This window comes from Bacteroidota bacterium (genome assembly GCA_016706865.1).
Lineage (GTDB): Bacteria > Bacteroidota > Bacteroidia > Chitinophagales > BACL12 > UBA7236.
The window spans coordinates 1,379,678-1,397,730 of the sequence record JADJIS010000003.1; the positions used below are offsets into that span (position 1 = coordinate 1,379,678).

The window sequence follows — 18,053 nt, forward strand, 5'->3', positions numbered from 1 at the left end:
TTTTGCCCTGCTCCTCTTCTACCCTATTTTTACGAGACCAATTTATTTGATATGATAAGACCTTTGATTTTAGTTGTTCTGTTAACAGGCACCATTTCCGTATTTTCTCAAACCACAAGTTTTAATTGTTATGTACCTGATGCCGGTGCAGTAATTCGCGATCATAATACTGATTTCATTTCTTTGGACCTCGAGCTGAATTTTGTTCCGGAAGAAGGTAAGGTAAGTGGAATTGCTCAATATGTTTTTATACCGATCCAACAAAAGGTGGATTCTGTTTTTTTAGATGCTCCGGGCATTCTGATAGAATATGTATTGCTGGATAATTCAAAAACGAAATTTAAAATGGATAGTGCGGGAACAACGGTATTTTTTAATCCGCCATTAGTAAGAAATACCAATCATACTATGACAATTAAATATGATGCCTATCCTAAACGGGGTATTTATTTTAATGGCTGGAATAACAAGATCACCGACAGTGAAACAGATCCGAATATAATAAGAAAACAGATATGGACACAAGGTCAAGGTACAGATAATCGTTATTGGATACCATCGTACGACGGTGTAAATGATAAACTTCTCAGTTCATTGAAAATTAATTTCCGCTCCGGATATACTATTATTTCCAATGGGGAAGCAGGAGAAATTATAAAAAATCAGGATGGAGGCATCACCCAAACATATAAAATGGTACATCCCCACAATGTATATTTAATTATGTTGGCAATAGGAAAATACGATCATCTGGATTATCCAAGTAAAAATGGAATTACAACAAAACAATATTATTATCCCGGAACAAAAAGCATAGCCGAATTCACCTATAAATATTCTGCTGAAATGATGGATTGGATGGAGATGGAAACCGGATTAAAATATCCCTGGACCACCTATGCAAATGTTCCCGTACAGGAATTTTTATATGGTGCAATGGAAAACACCACTGCAACTATTTTTTCCGATTATTTTTATCAGGATGAAAAAACTTTTCCCGATAAAAATTATGTAGATATCAATGCGCATGAATTAACGCACCAGTGGTTTGGTGATTATGTTTCAGCCTGGAGTAACGCCCATCAATGGTTGCAGGAAAGTTTTGCAACTTATTATGCAAAGAAATTCAGGGAACATATTAGTGGTGATGATGCCTATCAATGGAACCGCAGAGGGGAAATGAACACTGCTTTTGATGCTGATGGAAAAAACAATTATCCTGTGGCACACAGTCAATCAGGTTCCTCACGTGTATATCAAAAAGGAAGTATTGTTTTAGATATGTTGCGGTATGTAACAGGTGATGAACAATTCAAAATTGTTATCAAAGATTTTCTTGAAAAATACCCCTATGCAAACGTAGAATCTCATGATTTTGAAATGCAATTTATGCGCTCACTTGGCATCAATATGGATTGGTTTTTTGATGAGTGGATCTATAGAGATGGATTTCCTGAATACACTGTGAATTATTCTTCAGAGGAGAAAAACATAAAAGTATTAGTAAAACAAACACAAAAACAAAACGAGACCGTACATTTATTCAAAATGCCAATTCATGTGCAGGTGCATTATAAAGACGGATCTTTTGATGATCAATTAGTGTGGATAGAAAAAGAGGAGACTACTATTAATTTTAAGAATACTGACGGTCGCGAATTAGCATTTGTTTTGTTCGACCCCAACTCCATGATCTATGCTAAAGTGAAATTTGAAAAACAATATGAGGAATTAAAATTTCAGGCATTTAATGCTCCAAATATGATAGATCGCTACGATGCAATTGTAGCTTTGAGAGCGACTGATATTGAGAAAAAAAGAGATGACCTTATAAAATTATATGCAAAAGAAAATTTCCATGCAATAAGATCTGAGATCATTTTCCAATTGAGTAACGACGACAACAAAGGATCGCTTGCAGTTTTGAAACAGGCACTCAACGATGCCGATGTATTGGTGCGAAGAGCAGTATTAACAAATTTGCAATCCATTCCTTCGAAATTAGAAAAAGATATCATTTCAAAATTAAATGACTTTAATTACAGCAATTGTGAAATTGCCTTGTATAAACTTTGTACACTGAATCCCAACAAAAAGAAAGAATACTTGGAACTTACCAAAGAACTGGTTGGCAGCAATAAAAACATTCGAATTACCTGGCTTGAATTGAATTTTTCGGGGCCTGAAGACAAATCAATAAATGAACTCGTAAGTTACAGCAGTTCCGATTATGAATTCAGAACAAGAAATTATGCGATCAACTCATTGGTAAATCTCAAATATTGCAATCAACAAGTAGTTGTCAATTTATTTGATGCAGCATTATCAACCAACAACCGGCTCGCTTCTCCTGCCAGAAATGCACTCAAAAAATTAAGAGAAACACCTGCTTATGCCGAACTTATCAAAAATTATTACGATCAGAATTTCTGGGATGAATGGCAAACAAACAAACTAAAACCTATTTTTAATTGAAAAACGGCGAAACACTTAAAGCTTAAAGGTATGTGTCATATAAAATAAGAACCCGATGAAAAAAGAGAAAACACCATTTCACGGAATAAAATTGTTTACAGGAATTGCGCTTTGTATTATTATGACATCTTGCAATAGGCAAGCGAATAATGGTGATAAACAAAACGTAATGAAAGAAGAGAAACTATTACCCACTGATTCAAATTTTGAAATTGACCAAACTAACAATCAGATTAGTGGAGTTATACCTGCCATATTGCAAGACAGTAGGGGCAATATTTGGTTTGGAACTCAAAATGGTGTGTTTAAATTATCTGAGGACTCTTTACTTCATATTGATGGTTTTAAAAGTGAATCAGGCCAAGGTATCACCATAGAAGACATTGCAGAAGATAAAGCTGGGAGAATTTGGTTTGCGCATCATCATGGTATTAGCAGTATTAATGGTAGTTCAGTGACCAATTATTACGAATCAGATGGCTTAATAAGTAATAGCACTTGGTGTATAGAGACGGATGTCAATGGGAATGTTTGGATTGGGACAATAGAAGGAACTTGTATATTTGATGGACAAAGGTTCACTAAATTTGACCTACCCGAAGGAAAGAAAGATACAACACTTGCTATATCAAGTACAAAAATGGTTCATAGTATTCTTGAAGATAGTAAGGGAACAATCTGGTTCAGTACTAATGCGGGTCTATTTTCATATACAAACAAAAAGTTAAAAAATATTTCTGACGAAGTAGGTGTTCCAACAAATTTTATTAGCAAAATAGTTGAAGACAAAAAAGGTGGATTCTGGGTTTCGACTTCAAAAGGACTTTTTCATCTCAAAGAGAATACCCTTATCAATATTTCAGATAAGTATTTTGAAGAAAGTAAAGGAACAGGTAGTATAATTGTTGATTACAAGGGTGATGTTTGGTTTAATTGCGGTCGCAGTATATACAGATTAAGTGGAGAAAAACTCACTGAATATCGAATAGAAGAAGGAAATTATGGCCCGCTGACTTTTCAAATTTATGAAGACCAGCAAAAGCGGCTTTGGTTTGTGGGGTTTGGTGGAGCATATCGTTATGAAAATGACAGATTTATCAATATTACCCAAAATGGACCTTGGTAAAAAATACGAACGCATAACAGCATATGAGAATAAATGCGCTATAGGCATTATTGCAGGAGACATCATTGGCGACACTTACTTGCCTTTCAATTTTGACTACAAATATTTTACCAGCAGACATTTATAGTTTTGGTAAAACAATTAATATTAAGACAAACGAACTCAACATTATTTCTAACATTTTTGATTTAAATGGAAACTTAATAATCAGCAGAAAAATTACCAATAAGTTGACAATTGTGGATATGGGTAATTATTCGACAGGTGTGTACGTAGTGAAATTAAATAATGATGAGCGCCAATATGTAAAAAGGGTTTTTATTGAATAGAAAACTTGATAATTAGTGCCCTTAACCCACTTGTTCAATCAAAAACTTTGAAAAATGGCTTTGATGAATCGTATCCATGAAACTTTAAATTTTCAAGTGTCAATTTTAGCAACTATGAGATTTTTCGCTTCGATTGTCGGCCCCCGTACAAAGGCCTAAAGTTGCCGTACTGTACAAAATTTTAACTTTTCAACTCCCTATCCACAGAAATTCCTTCTAAATCAACACGTTATCAACATCTGACGCCTAAAATATACAATTTGGTATATTTTATGCGTTCATAACATGAATAATCCCCTGTATTGTAACAATCACGGTACTTTGAGCCTTTTTAGGGCTTGAAGGAGAATGATGTGTTTTCAGTTTTGAAATTATACATTTCGCCATTTATGAGAACCGCGTGTGTATTACATTTTAGGCAGGTTTTGATACAATAAGCGAAGTTTGTTATTGTCAATTTTTTAATTCCTTTTCAAGTAGGGAAATTAAAATCCAAATAGTTGACAGGTTCACGTATGAATGAAGAAAAGAGATCTGACAACAGAGGCCGGTGGCTGTACCTTGTACTAATATTCTTACTATTAGGGTTAAACGGCTGGTTATTCTACAATGCCTTCCAGAATAAAGAGGACAGGCTGCGAAGTGCTCAACAAATTGAGGAAGCCCGTATACTTTATAGTCAGTTGGAGGTTCAATTCAATGAATCGAAACGGGAACTGATGGATCAAAAGGGTGATTTTTCTAAAAAAGACAGCCTTATCACTGCTTTAGAGGGCGAACTTGATGCCCGTCGTAATGAAATTACCACATTGCTGAAGACCTGTAATTTCTTTAATGGAGGTGTTACAAACAATCAAAAAAAGCTTGACGAGGTAAAGGAAGAAATAGTATCGCTGGAAGTGGATTGCAGCACCTATAAAACGCAACTTGATGAGTTAAATGCCAAATTTTTAGCATTGCAGGAAGATTTTGAAGAACTTACCATACTGTATGAAAAGGAAGTTAAACGCAGTGAGGAGTTAACTTACGACAGAGATTCCATACTCGACATCGGTGGATTTATTTTGGCGAAAGATATTACGATAACAGGTGTTCGCAAAAAAGGAAATGGCAATGATTCGGAAGGGCAGAATGCGAAACACACCGACAGGTTAAAGATCTGTTTTGATCTGTTGCCGAATAAATTATCAGCAGGCAAGGATCAAACATTTTTTGTAAAGATCATCGGTCCAAATGGCAAAACATTATTCAACACCGAAAATGGTTCGGGAGAATTTAATAACAAAGAAAAACCGGAGGACAATTTATTCTCTAAAGCAGTTAGTTTAAAATACGATGGTGGTGATGTGGAAAGCCACTGCGTATACTGGGAGCAAGAGGAAGAATTTAAAGCAGGCTCTTATACTGTTAAAGTATTCCATAACGGTTATATGTCGTCGAGAAGTACTTTCACCTTAAAGAAACCGGTTTTGGAAGATCTGATGTCGCGCATTGGAAATTAGTTTTAGATAGAAGTTTTTAGGAAAGCCGTGCTGCAAAGTGCGGCTTTTTTTTCTTGTGAATTAAATGCAACCTTGTAATTAAGCCATTTTTATTATTTTAATGCACCTATATATTTAATGTACAGATATAAAACTGAAATTGTTTTAAAATTTACACTTTGTGTATTTATTTCCTGATTTTTTTGAATTTTGATGTCGTTTGACTTATTTTCACGAGACGAAAACAAAAAAACATAATTTTTGTTAAAAAAAGCATAAGCGATTTAGTATTAAAATTCATCTCAGATTATGGAAAATATTATTGTAATTATTTTTATTTTAGGTTATCTGGCAATTGCAACAGAACATTTTATTAAAATCAATAAAGCTGCCACTGCTTTGTTAACGGGTGTTTTGTGCTGGACCATTTACAGTCTCTTTGCATCAGACCAACATTTAGTTGAAATTCAACTTATAGAACATCTTGGGGAGGTTTCGGGAATTTTATTTTTTTTATTGGGAGCTATGACCATAGTGGAGTTGATCGATTCTCATGATGGTTTTAACATTATAACAAGAAAGATCACGCAAAAAAATAAACGATCACTTTTAATTATAATTTCTCTTATTACATTCTTTCTTTCCGCAGTTCTCGATAATTTAACCACGACGATTGTAATGGTATCTCTCCTGAGAAAATTAATAAAAGATCCAGAGGACAGATTATTTTTTGCCGGTATGATAGTGATCGCCGCTAATGCAGGAGGAGCCTGGTCGCCAATAGGTGATGTAACTACAACTATGTTATGGATAGGAGGTCAAATTACTGCTAAAGAGATCATTATTAATTTGATTTTACCAAGCCTTGTATGTATAACCGCACCATTATTATACCTTTCATTTAAATTAAAAGGAAAAGTAACAACCCCGGATCAAAAACCTGCAAACGCCAAATCAACTTTATCTTCAAAACAACAAATGATTGTCCTGATGTCAGGAATAGTGATCTTAATATTAGTACCTATATTTAAAACTGTAACTCATTTACCTCCATTTATGGGTATTTTAATGGGATTAGGTGTTTTGTGGATAATAACAGAAATATTACATGGCGACAAAGACGAGGCAGAAAAAGGAATTTTATCTGTAACACATGCTCTGCGCAAAATTGATACGCCGAGTATTTTATTTTTCCTTGGTATTTTGATAAGTATTTCCGCTTTACAATCCATTGGAGTTTTGGCAAATGCAGCTACATGGATGTCGGCCACTTTAAAAAATGAAAGTTTAATTGTAATGTCTATTGGTTTACTTTCTGCAGTAGTTGATAATGTACCTATTGTTGCTGCAGTTCAAGGCATGTATGATCTTAATCAATATCCTACAGATCATTTCTTTTGGGAATTTCTGGCATATTGCTCGGGTACCGGTGGTAGTGCTTTAATAATTGGTTCAGCTGCGGGTGTAGCGGCAATGGGAATGGAAAAAATTAGTTTCTTTTGGTATTTGCGCAAGATAAGTTTTCTGGCTTTAATTGGATATTTTGCAGGGGCATTTACTTATTTATTACAATATCAGATTTTTGGCTAATTATATTAGCAATTAATTATGAATTACCTATCATTACATAAATTTAATATCCTTATTGAGTGGGTAAAATCAAAACTGAACAAAAAACAGTTTCTCCTCTTTTCGAGTGTATTGGTTGGTCTTTCTGTTGGGCTTGCGGCCATGGTTTTGAAATCATTTGTTCATTATATTTTTTTATTTTCCCAATACATTAGCTCAGGAAATTATAAATATCTGCCCCTGGTGTTACCACTGATTGGAATTTTATTAACGGTATTAGCAGTAAAATATATTTTGCGGGGAAAAATGGAAAAAGGACTATGGAATATCCATTTTGCTTTAGCCAAAAAGTCGAGTGATATTCCTAAGGAGCAAATGTATGCTCAAATATTAACCAGTTCGTTAACCGTGGGTTTTGGAGGGTCTGCTGGACTGGAAGCACCCATTGTTAGTACGGGAGCAGCATTTGGTTCAAATTATTCCAAAACCTATGATCTTGATAAAAAGGAAAAAACACTCCTGCTTGCATGCGGTATTGCTGCAGGTATAGCCGCTGTATTTAATGCTCCTATTGCAGGAGTTTTATTTGCATTGGAAGTTCTAATAATAGATATATCTATTTCGGCTTTCACTCCGCTAATTCTTTCTGCTGCCACAGGAGCATTAATTTCAAAAATATTTTTAAATGATGATGTTCTGTTATCATTTCAGTTGCAGCAACCATTTAATTATTTTAATGTACCATTTTATATTTTATTGGGGATTCTGGCAGGATTAATTTCGATATATCATGCAAGAACATTTACCAAAATAGAGGGATTATTTAGTAATGCGCCGAAGAAAAAATATTTAAATGTTCTTATTGGAGGTGTGGCCCTTGCGATGTTACTTTTTATCTTTCCATCATTATTTGGAGAAGGATATCAAAGTATAAAGTTATTATCTACCCAACATCCTGAAAATTTATTGGATAACAGCATCTTACAATCCCTGAAAAACAACCAATGGATCGTATTGGCATTTATCGGAGCAATTATATTTATCAAATCCATAGCAACAGGATTAACCATTGGAAGTGGTGGTAATGGTGGAAATTTTGCACCTTCATTATTTGTAGGATCCTATCTTGGATTTTTTTTCTCCAGATGCATTAATATGCTTAACCTGGGTAATTTACCGGAAAACAATTTCACCATCGTTGGAATGGCAGGAGTGTTGAGCGGTTTATATCATGCCCCGTTAACAGCAATTTTCCTCATTGCAGAAATTACAGGTGGATACACATTGATGATACCTTTGATGATTGTATCGTCGATCAGTTTTGGTATCTCAAAATATTTTGAACCCCTATCCATGGATGCCAAAAAGCTAAGTAAAGATGGCACTCATTTAACCTCCGACAGAGATCAAAATATTCTTACCAAACTGGACACTTCCACACTGATTGAAAATAATTTTCACAAAATTTCACCCGAATTAAAATTATCGGGTATGATTGAGATCATTTCAAAATCTCAAAGAAATATTTTCCCTGTAGTGGATGAGGAAAATAAATTGCTTGGTATCATAACTTTGGACAAAATAAAAGAAATTATATTCCGGACAGATCTTTACGAAACTGTTACCGCCAAAGAATTAATGACTTCCCCGATCGCTATCATTAATTTATCGGAATCAATGGAAGATGTTATGCAAAAGTTTGATGAAACCGGCGCCTGGAATCTCCCTGTGATTCAGAATAAAGTATATTATGGTTTCATTTCTAAATCAACCATTTTATCACATTACAGATTGAAATTGAAGGAGGATGTTATTGATTAGAATTGTAAATATAAACTGAAATTATATGAATGGCAGTTTGAACATCTGCATACAATAAATATAAAGTATTTTTTTTGCAATCTTGTGTTAATTTTTTATATTTATTTGGATTATTGCAATATTTTGTCTAAATTTATATTATTCAATAATTTTTTATCTATAAATTTAAAGATATGCGCATTGAATTACCAAATTCATTTGAACGTTTCGGGAATGTGATTTTACATAGCAAACAAAAAATATTTGCCATGGATGCCGGACCCGAAAGTGCGAACAATTTAAGTGAAAAATATTTTGTAGTTAAAAAAATTGCAAATGAACAGTCGTGGGACATAGAAAAGGATATGGCAATTGTTGTTCCAATAATGGATGAAAAATTAAAATTGTTGGAAGGGGTAATTACGGGCATTCCTCACAGTTGCACTATAATAATTGTATCCAATAGTCCAAGAGAAGATTCCGATAGGTTCGAAATGGAAAAAAATGTGGTGGACAATATTTGCCACTTTGCAAAACGCAACTATATTATTGTTCATCAAAAGGATCCTGAAATTGCTAAATTATTTGCAGCAATGGGTTATAACGATATTCTTGATGATCAGGAATTAGTAAAAAACGGCAAGTCGGAGGGTATGCTGATAGGGTTATTGATTGCCCACCTATTAGAAAAAAAGTATATCGGTTATATAGACTCAGATAATTATTTTCCCGGATCAGTATTCGAATATGTTCGAATTTATTCTTCCATATTTTCATTAGCCAAAACAGATTATACACTGGGTCGTATTTTATGGCATAGTAAACCCAAAGCGATAAATTCAAATATTTTATTCAGTAAATGGGGGCGCGTTAGCCGATTAACTAATTTCTACTTAAACAGGTTAATTAGTATTTACTCAGGATTTGAAACCGATATTATAAACACAGCCAATTCGGGCGAACATTGCATAAGTATGAAACTTGCAACAAACATGGATTTTGGTGCCGGATTTACTGTTGAGCCATATAATTTTATAAATTTATTCGAAAAATTTGGCAATTTCACTAAAAATAATAACCTGGATCTTATTAACAATAAAGTGATAAATATCCATCAGGTTGAATCAAGAAATCCGCACCTACACGAATCGAAAGGGAATGAACATGTTAATGACATGATAGACAATTCGTTAGGCTGCATTTATCATTCTGATATTTGCCCGATTGAACTTAAAAAAGAAATATTAAAAGAATTAAAACGACTTAAAATAATATTGGGAAATGAATTGCCAATAAAAAGAATAATTTACAAGGCACTGAATAATTATAATACCGAAAAAGCAAAAAATCTTTTTGATCCTGAATTATATGGTAGCGTGCTGGTAAATCCCTGATATGTTTATATTATTTACCGATATTGATGGAACAATTACCAATAAATATACTCATGCCTTCGAAGGTTCAGATGTTTGGCTTAAAAAATTGAACAAATTAGGAATCGCAGTAATTTTTGCTTCCTCAAAAACCTTTTTGGAAATATGCAATATCCAAGAACAACTGAATATCAATCAACCGTTTATTTTCGAAAATGGAAGTGCTATTGCCCTTCCGAAAAATCAACTTAATTACACAGATACTGGTTCAGAAGGTGAGATATACCATGACTTTGTGATTCATTCTTTAGTTCCGAAAAATTTAGATATACAACTTTGGAATGATGAAATAAATAAGTTGTATCCCGGAAATTTTTTTTCACTGCAATCGGGAAGCAGAGTCCAATTAATGCAAATTACGGGCCTCACCGAAGAATTACTGAAATTGGCCCAACAACGTATGTTTACTGAAACTTACTTTTTTTCAGATCAGAAAATATCATTAAAGAGTATAAATGATAAATTGACACGATTAAATGCTGTTGCATTACAAGGGAGTAGATTTATTACCGTGTCGCATAAATTGGCGTCTAAAGGGAATGCAATCAGATATTACCTTAATTCACTTCATGCTGACAAACTTGAGATAAGATCCTATAGTGTTGGAGATGGCAAAAACGATTACTCCATGTTTGGTGAAACTAATTATAGTTACTTTCTTACAGATAACATTTCCGTTACTTTACAAACGCCAAACACTTATATAGTTAATCCGAAAGGCCCTTTGGGTTTTATTAAAGTTTGTAAGAAAATTATTGAAGAATATGATAGCCGAACATGATATTAAAGTTTTATCACTAAATTTTCCAACTGGCCATATGCAAAATCCTATATTTTAATCCCTTTCACCTCTCCTATTTTTGCCCAAATTTTCCCTCTCTTATTTCGAATTTTAAAAACACACAGTCAATAGGTCCATTTTTTAATTTAATTTTTTCAGAAGGTTTTAAACCTATAAATTTTGCTGCATCCAGATTACCGCTAAAAACCCATGCTATACATCCTGCATATTTTCTTTTAAGTGTGTTTCCTATCATTTGATAAAATTCGACGATACGTTCCTGTTGCATACGTTCACCATAGGGTGGATTCATAATAAGCATCCCTTTATGATTTTGAGCCTCTGTATCTTCAAAAGAAGCCGGAAATAATTGAATTCCCGCATCAGGTACCGCATTATCAATATGTATTTGTGCCATGTCAAGATTTCTCTGCGATATATCTGATCCGCGTATCATCAGTTTATTATTTTTCACCTCACTTGCTGCCTGTACCATTAACTGACGAAATAAAGTAACGTCATAATCCTTCCATAACTGAAATCCAAAATGTTTTCTGATCAATCCCGGTGCAATATTATTTGCAATTAAGGCAGCTTCAATTAATATAGTACCACTTCCACACATTGGATCATATAATGGAATATTATAATTCCATCCGCTAAGCAATATTAAGCCCGCTGCCTGCACTTCGCTCATGGGTGCCGCGTGTTGTTCGGTGCGATATCCACGTTTATGTAAAGATTCGCCTGAACTATCCAATGAAATGCTAACTTGATTTTCTTTTACACGTAAATTAAATCTGTAGGTTGGATTAATTTTTTCGATACTGGGACGTTTGTCGTATTTATTTCGAAACTGATCAACAATGGCATCCTTCATTTTTAATGCCGGATAATTGGAATGCGTAAATACAGTAGAAAAAATAGTATTGTCAATGGCAAATGTATCATCCACATTCATGATCTCACTCCAATCAATGGCCATAACCTTATCATAGAGTTCATGTTCATCATTTGCAGTAAATGATGTTATTGGTTTTAAAATTTTTATTGCCGTGCGCAAGTGTATGTTTGCGGCATACAACATAGCTTTATCCCCTGAAAAAGCCACTGCGCGCTTTAAAATTTCTACATCCCTTGCACCCAGATCCATTAATTCTTTTGCAAGAATGGGTTCAAATCCCTGCAACGTTTTGGCAATATATTGTTCCTGCATATTTCAATAAATGTAATTCTTTTTTAATTAAAAAAGGGGTGCTGTATCAACAACACCCCTTTAATTATTTATTCGGTCTCAATTATTTACCTGCTGCGTAGCAATTAAAATCTACGTTTTTATCCAACTGCGTAATGAAATTATTCAGCAAACCGTAAAATAATACGTCTGATGATTCAGTTTCAGCACCAATGGTATAACGCTCGTAAAGTGGAGGGTTAATACGCATACAATCAGCATGCGGAGAATATTTAACACGGCTCCAACGAAGATCTTTTTTGAAGATCATAGCTGCAACTTTATCTGCTCCATCTTTACTCATGGTAATATCCACATAATAGGTCCAGTTTAAATTGCGCATTAAAACATTAAAACTCATCCATGGTTTCGACATGCCTTTATCTTTATATAAATGTAGTTTATAATTGATACGCGCACCTTCTGTGTTAACATATTCAAATTTATAATACAATGCACCACCATTATTATTAGCTGCTTTTGCAACTTGTCCCTGGTGATTTTGTGTAAGGTAATCTTTCATAACTACCTGACTGTTACCGTTAACAGCAAATAAGCTGAGGAAGGCAACAAATAAACTTATATTCAGTATTTTTTTCATGTTCTGTTTTATTTAGATGTGGTTTTGATTATCCTTCTTTTTTAGCTGCAGCTTCGTCAGATTTTTTACCTTGAACCTTAGTACTTGTTTTCAAATTATCGATATAATAATTTCCAACACATGATCCTGTCTCAGCTCCATCATCAATATCGCAATCGAAATGTATTCCGCCATACATACGGCTATACCCTGCTTCTCTTGCAGCAGCAAAGAAAGAGTCAAATGAACGGGGAAGCAATCCTATTGACACATGTGTGCTATCAGTAAATTTCAAATTGTCTCCTAAACGAGAAGTTAATACAACAGCAGCAGCACTACTGAAGTTAGAGTGACCTGAAGTATACCCTGCAAACGGAGGTGTTTCTACATAAGGTTCCCAATCCGGATCAATATTCTCACGAATAACTGTTTTAGGACGCACAAGGTTAACCCTGTATTTTGTATGCCAGCAAGTGATACATGCATCATTCATTGCCAATGTCATTAGGGCATAAATTTCTGCTGCACGGTCAAGTTTCATATCCTCTGATTTCACAAATCCACCGAAAATTTCCATCCAGTGTCCCGGAGGAGTAGATGTTTCACTCGGATCGTCAGCCCAATATTGTGCAATTGTTCTTTGCTCTTCAGTTAAAGTAGCATCAACATTATACACCTTTAATGCTTGTTTATAAAGTTCGCCTGTTGTATCGCCGATACCATTATATTTTGGAGCTTTGTCAATATCACATTGAGCACCATCTTTCACAAAAAATGTGCGGTGATCTCCCCAGAAAGGTTCCAATGCCGTTTGGTTAAAATCAGTTGGCTCCCATAAACCAGGATGTCCTTCTCTTGTTGGTGCTTTATATTGTTTGTATCGGGTCTCAGTATAAGAATCTAATTCACTCCATTCATAAATAGCATCTGCAAGGTCCTTACCATATTGTCTTGAACGTTCTAAAACGTCATCAGGAACACCGGCAGCTTTACAAGCTTCAATTTGTTTGTCATGTAATTTGTTAAATACCCCAACCCCGGCAGGGAAATAACGCGCCATCATTGCATCCTGAACCAAGTACATCGTTTCTGTTGCACAGGTAGTCCAATCGTAAATTTGACCTTCTTCTGGTCTTGGGAGGTCGCTTAAACCATTTAACTGACCTTCTAATGTAAGATAATCGGGAGTTCCGCATATTTGGGCTTCATAAACGCCAACAGCGATATAACCGAACATACGGGAAGCATCAGGTGGTGAAAGGCGTTCAGTTTCGACAAATGCGAACAATGCATTCCACCATTCCAGCAGAAATTGAGCACTTTCGTCGCTAGATTTTTTGGAAACATCATTAAAAAGAGGGTTATCTCCTCCGGAGGATTTTGGTCCGCAACTTCCGGCAAAAAGAATAACGCCTGACAGTAGAATTACAGATAGGTGTTTTAATCTCATGACTAGTTTGATTTTAGTTAAGATATGACTATTATTTGTGGTTATAAAATTGTGGTTATAAAACAGCGCAAAATTAATCAAAATACTGCATGATTAATTCGTTAACAAAACATTTACATAGCCAATCCTAACCCGCCTTTATAATGAGGTTAACTTTGCCCCTTAAACCATAAAAAAGGCATGAAATCTATCAAAGTATTATCTTCTGTAATTGTGTTAACGTTAGTGATCTACAGTTGCGGCTCGAACAAGAATGGCAAAGAATATCTCAATGAGTGGAAATTCACGGAGAATATCGACCAGGCAAAAATAGTTACAACCGACCAGGAATCAGGTAAAATGTTTGACATTTTAACTAGTAAAACTACTGGTATTAAGTTCAACAATGAGCTTATCGAAACCTTCGACCTTAATTATTATCGTTATGGATATTCCTACAACGGAGCAGGTGTAGGAGTTGGCGATTTTAATAACGACGGGCTTCAGGACCTTTATTTCTGCGGGAATGTAGTTCCGGATCGTATTTATTTAAATAAAGGCAACTTGCAGTTTGAAGATATTACTGCGACTAGCGGAATTAACGGTAAACCAGGATGGAGCACCGGCGTAACTGTTGTTGACATTAATGAAGATGGTCTGCAGGATCTTTATGTTTGTCGCGCACGATATGAAGATGCCGAAAAACGCCGCAATTTATTATACATAAATAATGGTGATAATACTTTTACGGAAAAAGCAAAGGAATATGGTATCGATGATGATAGTTACTCTACACACGCAAACTTTTTTGATGCTGATAATGATGGTGATCTCGATCTTTATGTATTAACTCATCCAACCGACTTCAAGGATAAGAATAAACAAAAAAATTATCAGAAAATTGAAGAAGGATCTAATCAAAGCAATAGATTTTATCGCAACGAAGGAAACGGGAAATTCACTGAATGTCACAAAGAAGTTGGTATCAACAACCACGGTTTTGGATTATCAGTTACTGCCGGCGATATAAATAATGATGGATGGATGGATGTTTTTGTTGGAAATGATTATATCATGCATGATTATACTTATCTCAATCAGGGCGATGGAACATTTAAAGAAAGTAGCCGCGAAGTTTTGCATAAAACTGCATATTTCGGAATGGGAACAGATATAGCCGATTATAATAATGACGGGTTACTCGACATGTTCACAGTGGACATGGATATTGAAGGTAATTATGGAACTAAAACTTTCATGCAATCAAACAAACAAACATTTTTAAGAACACTTGTAAATGGCGGTTATTTACAACAATATGGCCGTAACGCATTACAATTAAATAATGGTGTAGGTAAATTTTCGGAAGTAGCAAATTTTGCAGGAGTTAGCACCACAGGTTGGAGCTGGAGTCCTCTTTTTGCCGACTATGATAATGATGGTAATAAGGATCTATATGTTGCCAATGGATTTTTGAAAGACAGCCATATGGACATCATGGAGGTTTATATCAAATTAACCAGATCTAACCGTTTATCCGATTCAACAGAATATTATGAATTAAGAAAACAGATACCGGAAAGTTCCGTATTGGAATGGCCGAATGCAATGTTTAAAAATAAAGGTGACCTAACTTTTGATGATGTTCGTGAAGATTGGGGTCTATATTTTCCATCCACCTCTTATGGTGCAGCATATGCCGATTTTGATAATGATGGCGACGTTGACATTGTTGTAAATAATGCTAACCTTGAAGCACATATTGCGCGCAATAATGCATCTAAAATGAGTTCCAATAAATATTTGAAAGTTGATCTCAAAGGTGAAAAAGCAAACCCTGAAGGATTAGGTGCAAAAATTTATGTTACCACTGGTTCCACAACACAATATATACAAATGGAAACAGTGAAAGGATATATGTCATGCTCGGAACCAATAGCACATTTTGGATTGGGAGCAAATGAAAAAGCCGATCAGGTAGTTGTTATATGGTTGGATGGAAAAGAAAATGTAATGACAAATGTTGCGGTTAATCAAACACTCGTTATTGACCACAAAAATGCGGTTAAAGTAACAAAAAGTGCAGTGCCTCAACCTGATTATTTATTTGCGGATATTTCAGCGGATCTTAAAATAGATTTTTCTCACAAAGAAAATGAATTTGATGATTTCGACCGCGAATTTTTAATTCCACATGAGCTAAGTAATTTAGGACCAGGGCTTGCAGTTGGTGATGTAAATGGTGATGGAATGGATGACTTTTTTGTTGGTGGCGCAAGTAAACAAAGCGGTGCAATTTATTTACAATCTGCCGATGGTTCTTTTACCAAAGGAACTTTTAATGAAGGAGCTGAAGAAATTATTAGCGAAGATCTTGGTTCTATTTTCTTTGATGCAGATACTGATGGCGATATGGATCTTTATATCGTAAGTGGTGGTAGCGATTTTCCTAAAGATGATCTGCATTTTCAGGACAGATTATATATTAATACCGGCAATGGCAATTTTAATTTAGCTAAAGATGCATTACCACAAATGATCTCCAGTGGTTCATGTGTGGCTGCACAAGATTATGATAAAGATGGTGATATGGATCTTTTTGTTGGAGGAAGAATTATTCCGGGTAATTACCCCTTCCCTACTAAAAGTTATATCCTCCAAAACAATAAAGGTAAATTTACTGATGTAACAAAAACTGTTGCACCTGATCTGGAAAATATCGGTTTAGTTTCTGCCGGATTATGGACAGATTATAATAATGATGGAGACTTTGATCTCATTATTGCAGGTGAATGGATGCCTATTACAGTATTTGAAAATAATAATGGCAAACTAAAAAATATTACTGCAACATCCGGTTTATCAGAATCGACAGGTTGGTGGAACAGTTTATCAGCAGGTGATTTTGATAATGATGGAGATATTGATTACGTTGCCGGAAATTTCGGAACGAATTTAAAATACTGCCCGAAAAATCAAAAACCTATCGAATTATTTTATGACGATTACGACAATAATGGCACTAACGATATCATTATGTGTTACTGGCAAGGCGATAAATTATTTCCTCAAAAAACACGTGAACGTTTAATTGAACAAATTAAGGATATAGAAACTATTTTCCCGAATTGGGATAGTTATGGCCGTGCGGAAGTTTGGGATTTTTACGGTAAAAAAAGAATGGAAAATTCTAAATTGCATTACAAGGCAAATACTTTTTATACTTCTTATATCGAAAATTTAGGTAATAATAAATTTGCGATTCGCAAGTTGCCAAATGAAGCCCAAATTTCAAGCACCTTTGGTATTGTTGCCCTGGATGTAAATAACGATGGAAATCTGGATATTGTAAGTCATGGTAACTGGTTTGAAACTGAAATTGAAACCAATACTCAGGATGGAGGTATTGGAAATGTATTGTTAGGTAATGGTGATGGAACTTTCAAAGATCTTCATGCAAGATTCTCCGGATTTTATTCCGCTATGAATGCAAAGTCACTCGCTGTTATTAATATAGGCAAATCAAAATCTACGGTGTTATTAACCACCAACAGCAATGGGCCGATTAATGCATTTAAAGCAACCAAAGCAACAAAAACCATTCAATTAAATAGCAACGATGCATACGCAATGATTACCTATGCTGATGGAAAAAAACGCCGTCAGGAATTTTATTGTGGTTCCGGATATTTAAGTCAAAATTCAGCTTCTGTTGTGGTAACTGATCAGGTAACTGATATCACTGTAATCGATAATAAGGGAAACAGCAGAAATGTTTTTGGAAATTTAGTTTCAGGAAAATAAATTAAAATAATT

General features: G+C 34.7%; 12 protein-coding genes. 9 read left to right on the forward strand and 3 right to left on the reverse strand.

The window, feature by feature from the left end; translation table 11 throughout:
- Positions 1-51 precede the first annotated feature (51 nt).
- The 8 genes from IPI31_15190 (at position 52) to IPI31_15225 (ending at position 10,994) form a co-directional block, all read left to right on the forward strand.
- A complete protein-coding gene (locus tag IPI31_15190) occupies positions 52-2,475 on the forward strand; it encodes a hypothetical protein (protein MBK7569164.1) in 2,424 nt (807 codons plus the stop codon).
- 55 nt (positions 2,476-2,530) lie between these two features.
- On the forward strand, positions 2,531-3,601 hold the full coding sequence (locus IPI31_15195) for a hypothetical protein (GenBank protein MBK7569165.1): 1,071 nt from the start codon (positions 2,531-2,533) through the stop codon (positions 3,599-3,601).
- A gap of 50 nt (positions 3,602-3,651) precedes the next feature.
- Complete coding sequence (locus IPI31_15200; GenBank protein MBK7569166.1) at positions 3,652-3,930, forward strand: T9SS type A sorting domain-containing protein; 279 nt, start codon at positions 3,652-3,654, stop codon at positions 3,928-3,930.
- Between the two features lie 500 nt (positions 3,931-4,430).
- Positions 4,431-5,432, forward strand: coding sequence for a hypothetical protein (locus IPI31_15205; GenBank protein MBK7569167.1), 1,002 nt, complete (start codon positions 4,431-4,433; stop codon positions 5,430-5,432).
- Between the two features lie 288 nt (positions 5,433-5,720).
- Positions 5,721-7,001 carry a sodium:proton antiporter NhaD gene (gene nhaD, locus IPI31_15210; protein ID MBK7569168.1) on the forward strand — a complete coding sequence of 427 codons (1,281 nt, stop codon included), beginning with the start codon at positions 5,721-5,723 and terminating at the stop codon, positions 6,999-7,001.
- A gap of 18 nt (positions 7,002-7,019) precedes the next feature.
- Positions 7,020-8,801, forward strand: a complete 1,782-nt coding sequence (locus tag IPI31_15215) for a chloride channel protein (protein ID MBK7569169.1) — start codon at positions 7,020-7,022, stop codon at positions 8,799-8,801.
- A 173-nt stretch (positions 8,802-8,974) separates the two neighbouring features.
- On the forward strand, positions 8,975-10,174 hold the full coding sequence (locus IPI31_15220) for a mannosyl-3-phosphoglycerate synthase (GenBank protein MBK7569170.1): 1,200 nt from the start codon (positions 8,975-8,977) through the stop codon (positions 10,172-10,174).
- A 1-nt stretch (position 10,175) separates the two neighbouring features.
- Positions 10,176-10,994 carry an HAD-IIB family hydrolase gene (locus IPI31_15225; GenBank protein ID MBK7569171.1) on the forward strand — a complete coding sequence of 273 codons (819 nt, stop codon included), beginning with the start codon at positions 10,176-10,178 and terminating at the stop codon, positions 10,992-10,994.
- Between the two features lie 73 nt (positions 10,995-11,067).
- Here the strand turns inward: IPI31_15225 and IPI31_15230 are convergent, their stop codons facing one another.
- The 3 genes from IPI31_15230 to IPI31_15240 all read right to left on the reverse strand — a co-directional run bounded on the left by IPI31_15230 (position 11,068) and on the right by IPI31_15240 (position 14,258).
- Positions 11,068-12,210 carry a class I SAM-dependent RNA methyltransferase gene (locus IPI31_15230; GenBank protein MBK7569172.1) on the reverse strand — a complete coding sequence of 381 codons (1,143 nt, stop codon included), beginning with the start codon at positions 12,208-12,210 and terminating at the stop codon, positions 11,068-11,070.
- A gap of 82 nt (positions 12,211-12,292) precedes the next feature.
- Positions 12,293-12,829 (reverse strand): hypothetical protein, encoded by a 537-nt coding sequence (locus IPI31_15235; GenBank protein ID MBK7569173.1) that lies wholly within the window; start codon positions 12,827-12,829, stop codon positions 12,293-12,295.
- 28 nt (positions 12,830-12,857) lie between these two features.
- Positions 12,858-14,258, reverse strand: a complete 1,401-nt coding sequence (locus IPI31_15240; GenBank protein MBK7569174.1) for a vanadium-dependent haloperoxidase — start codon at positions 14,256-14,258, stop codon at positions 12,858-12,860.
- Between the two features lie 180 nt (positions 14,259-14,438).
- Between IPI31_15240 and IPI31_15245 the strand changes: the two genes are divergently transcribed.
- Positions 14,439-18,041, forward strand: a complete 3,603-nt coding sequence (locus tag IPI31_15245) for a VCBS repeat-containing protein (protein ID MBK7569175.1) — start codon at positions 14,439-14,441, stop codon at positions 18,039-18,041.
- Positions 18,042-18,053: the final 12 nt, after the last annotated feature.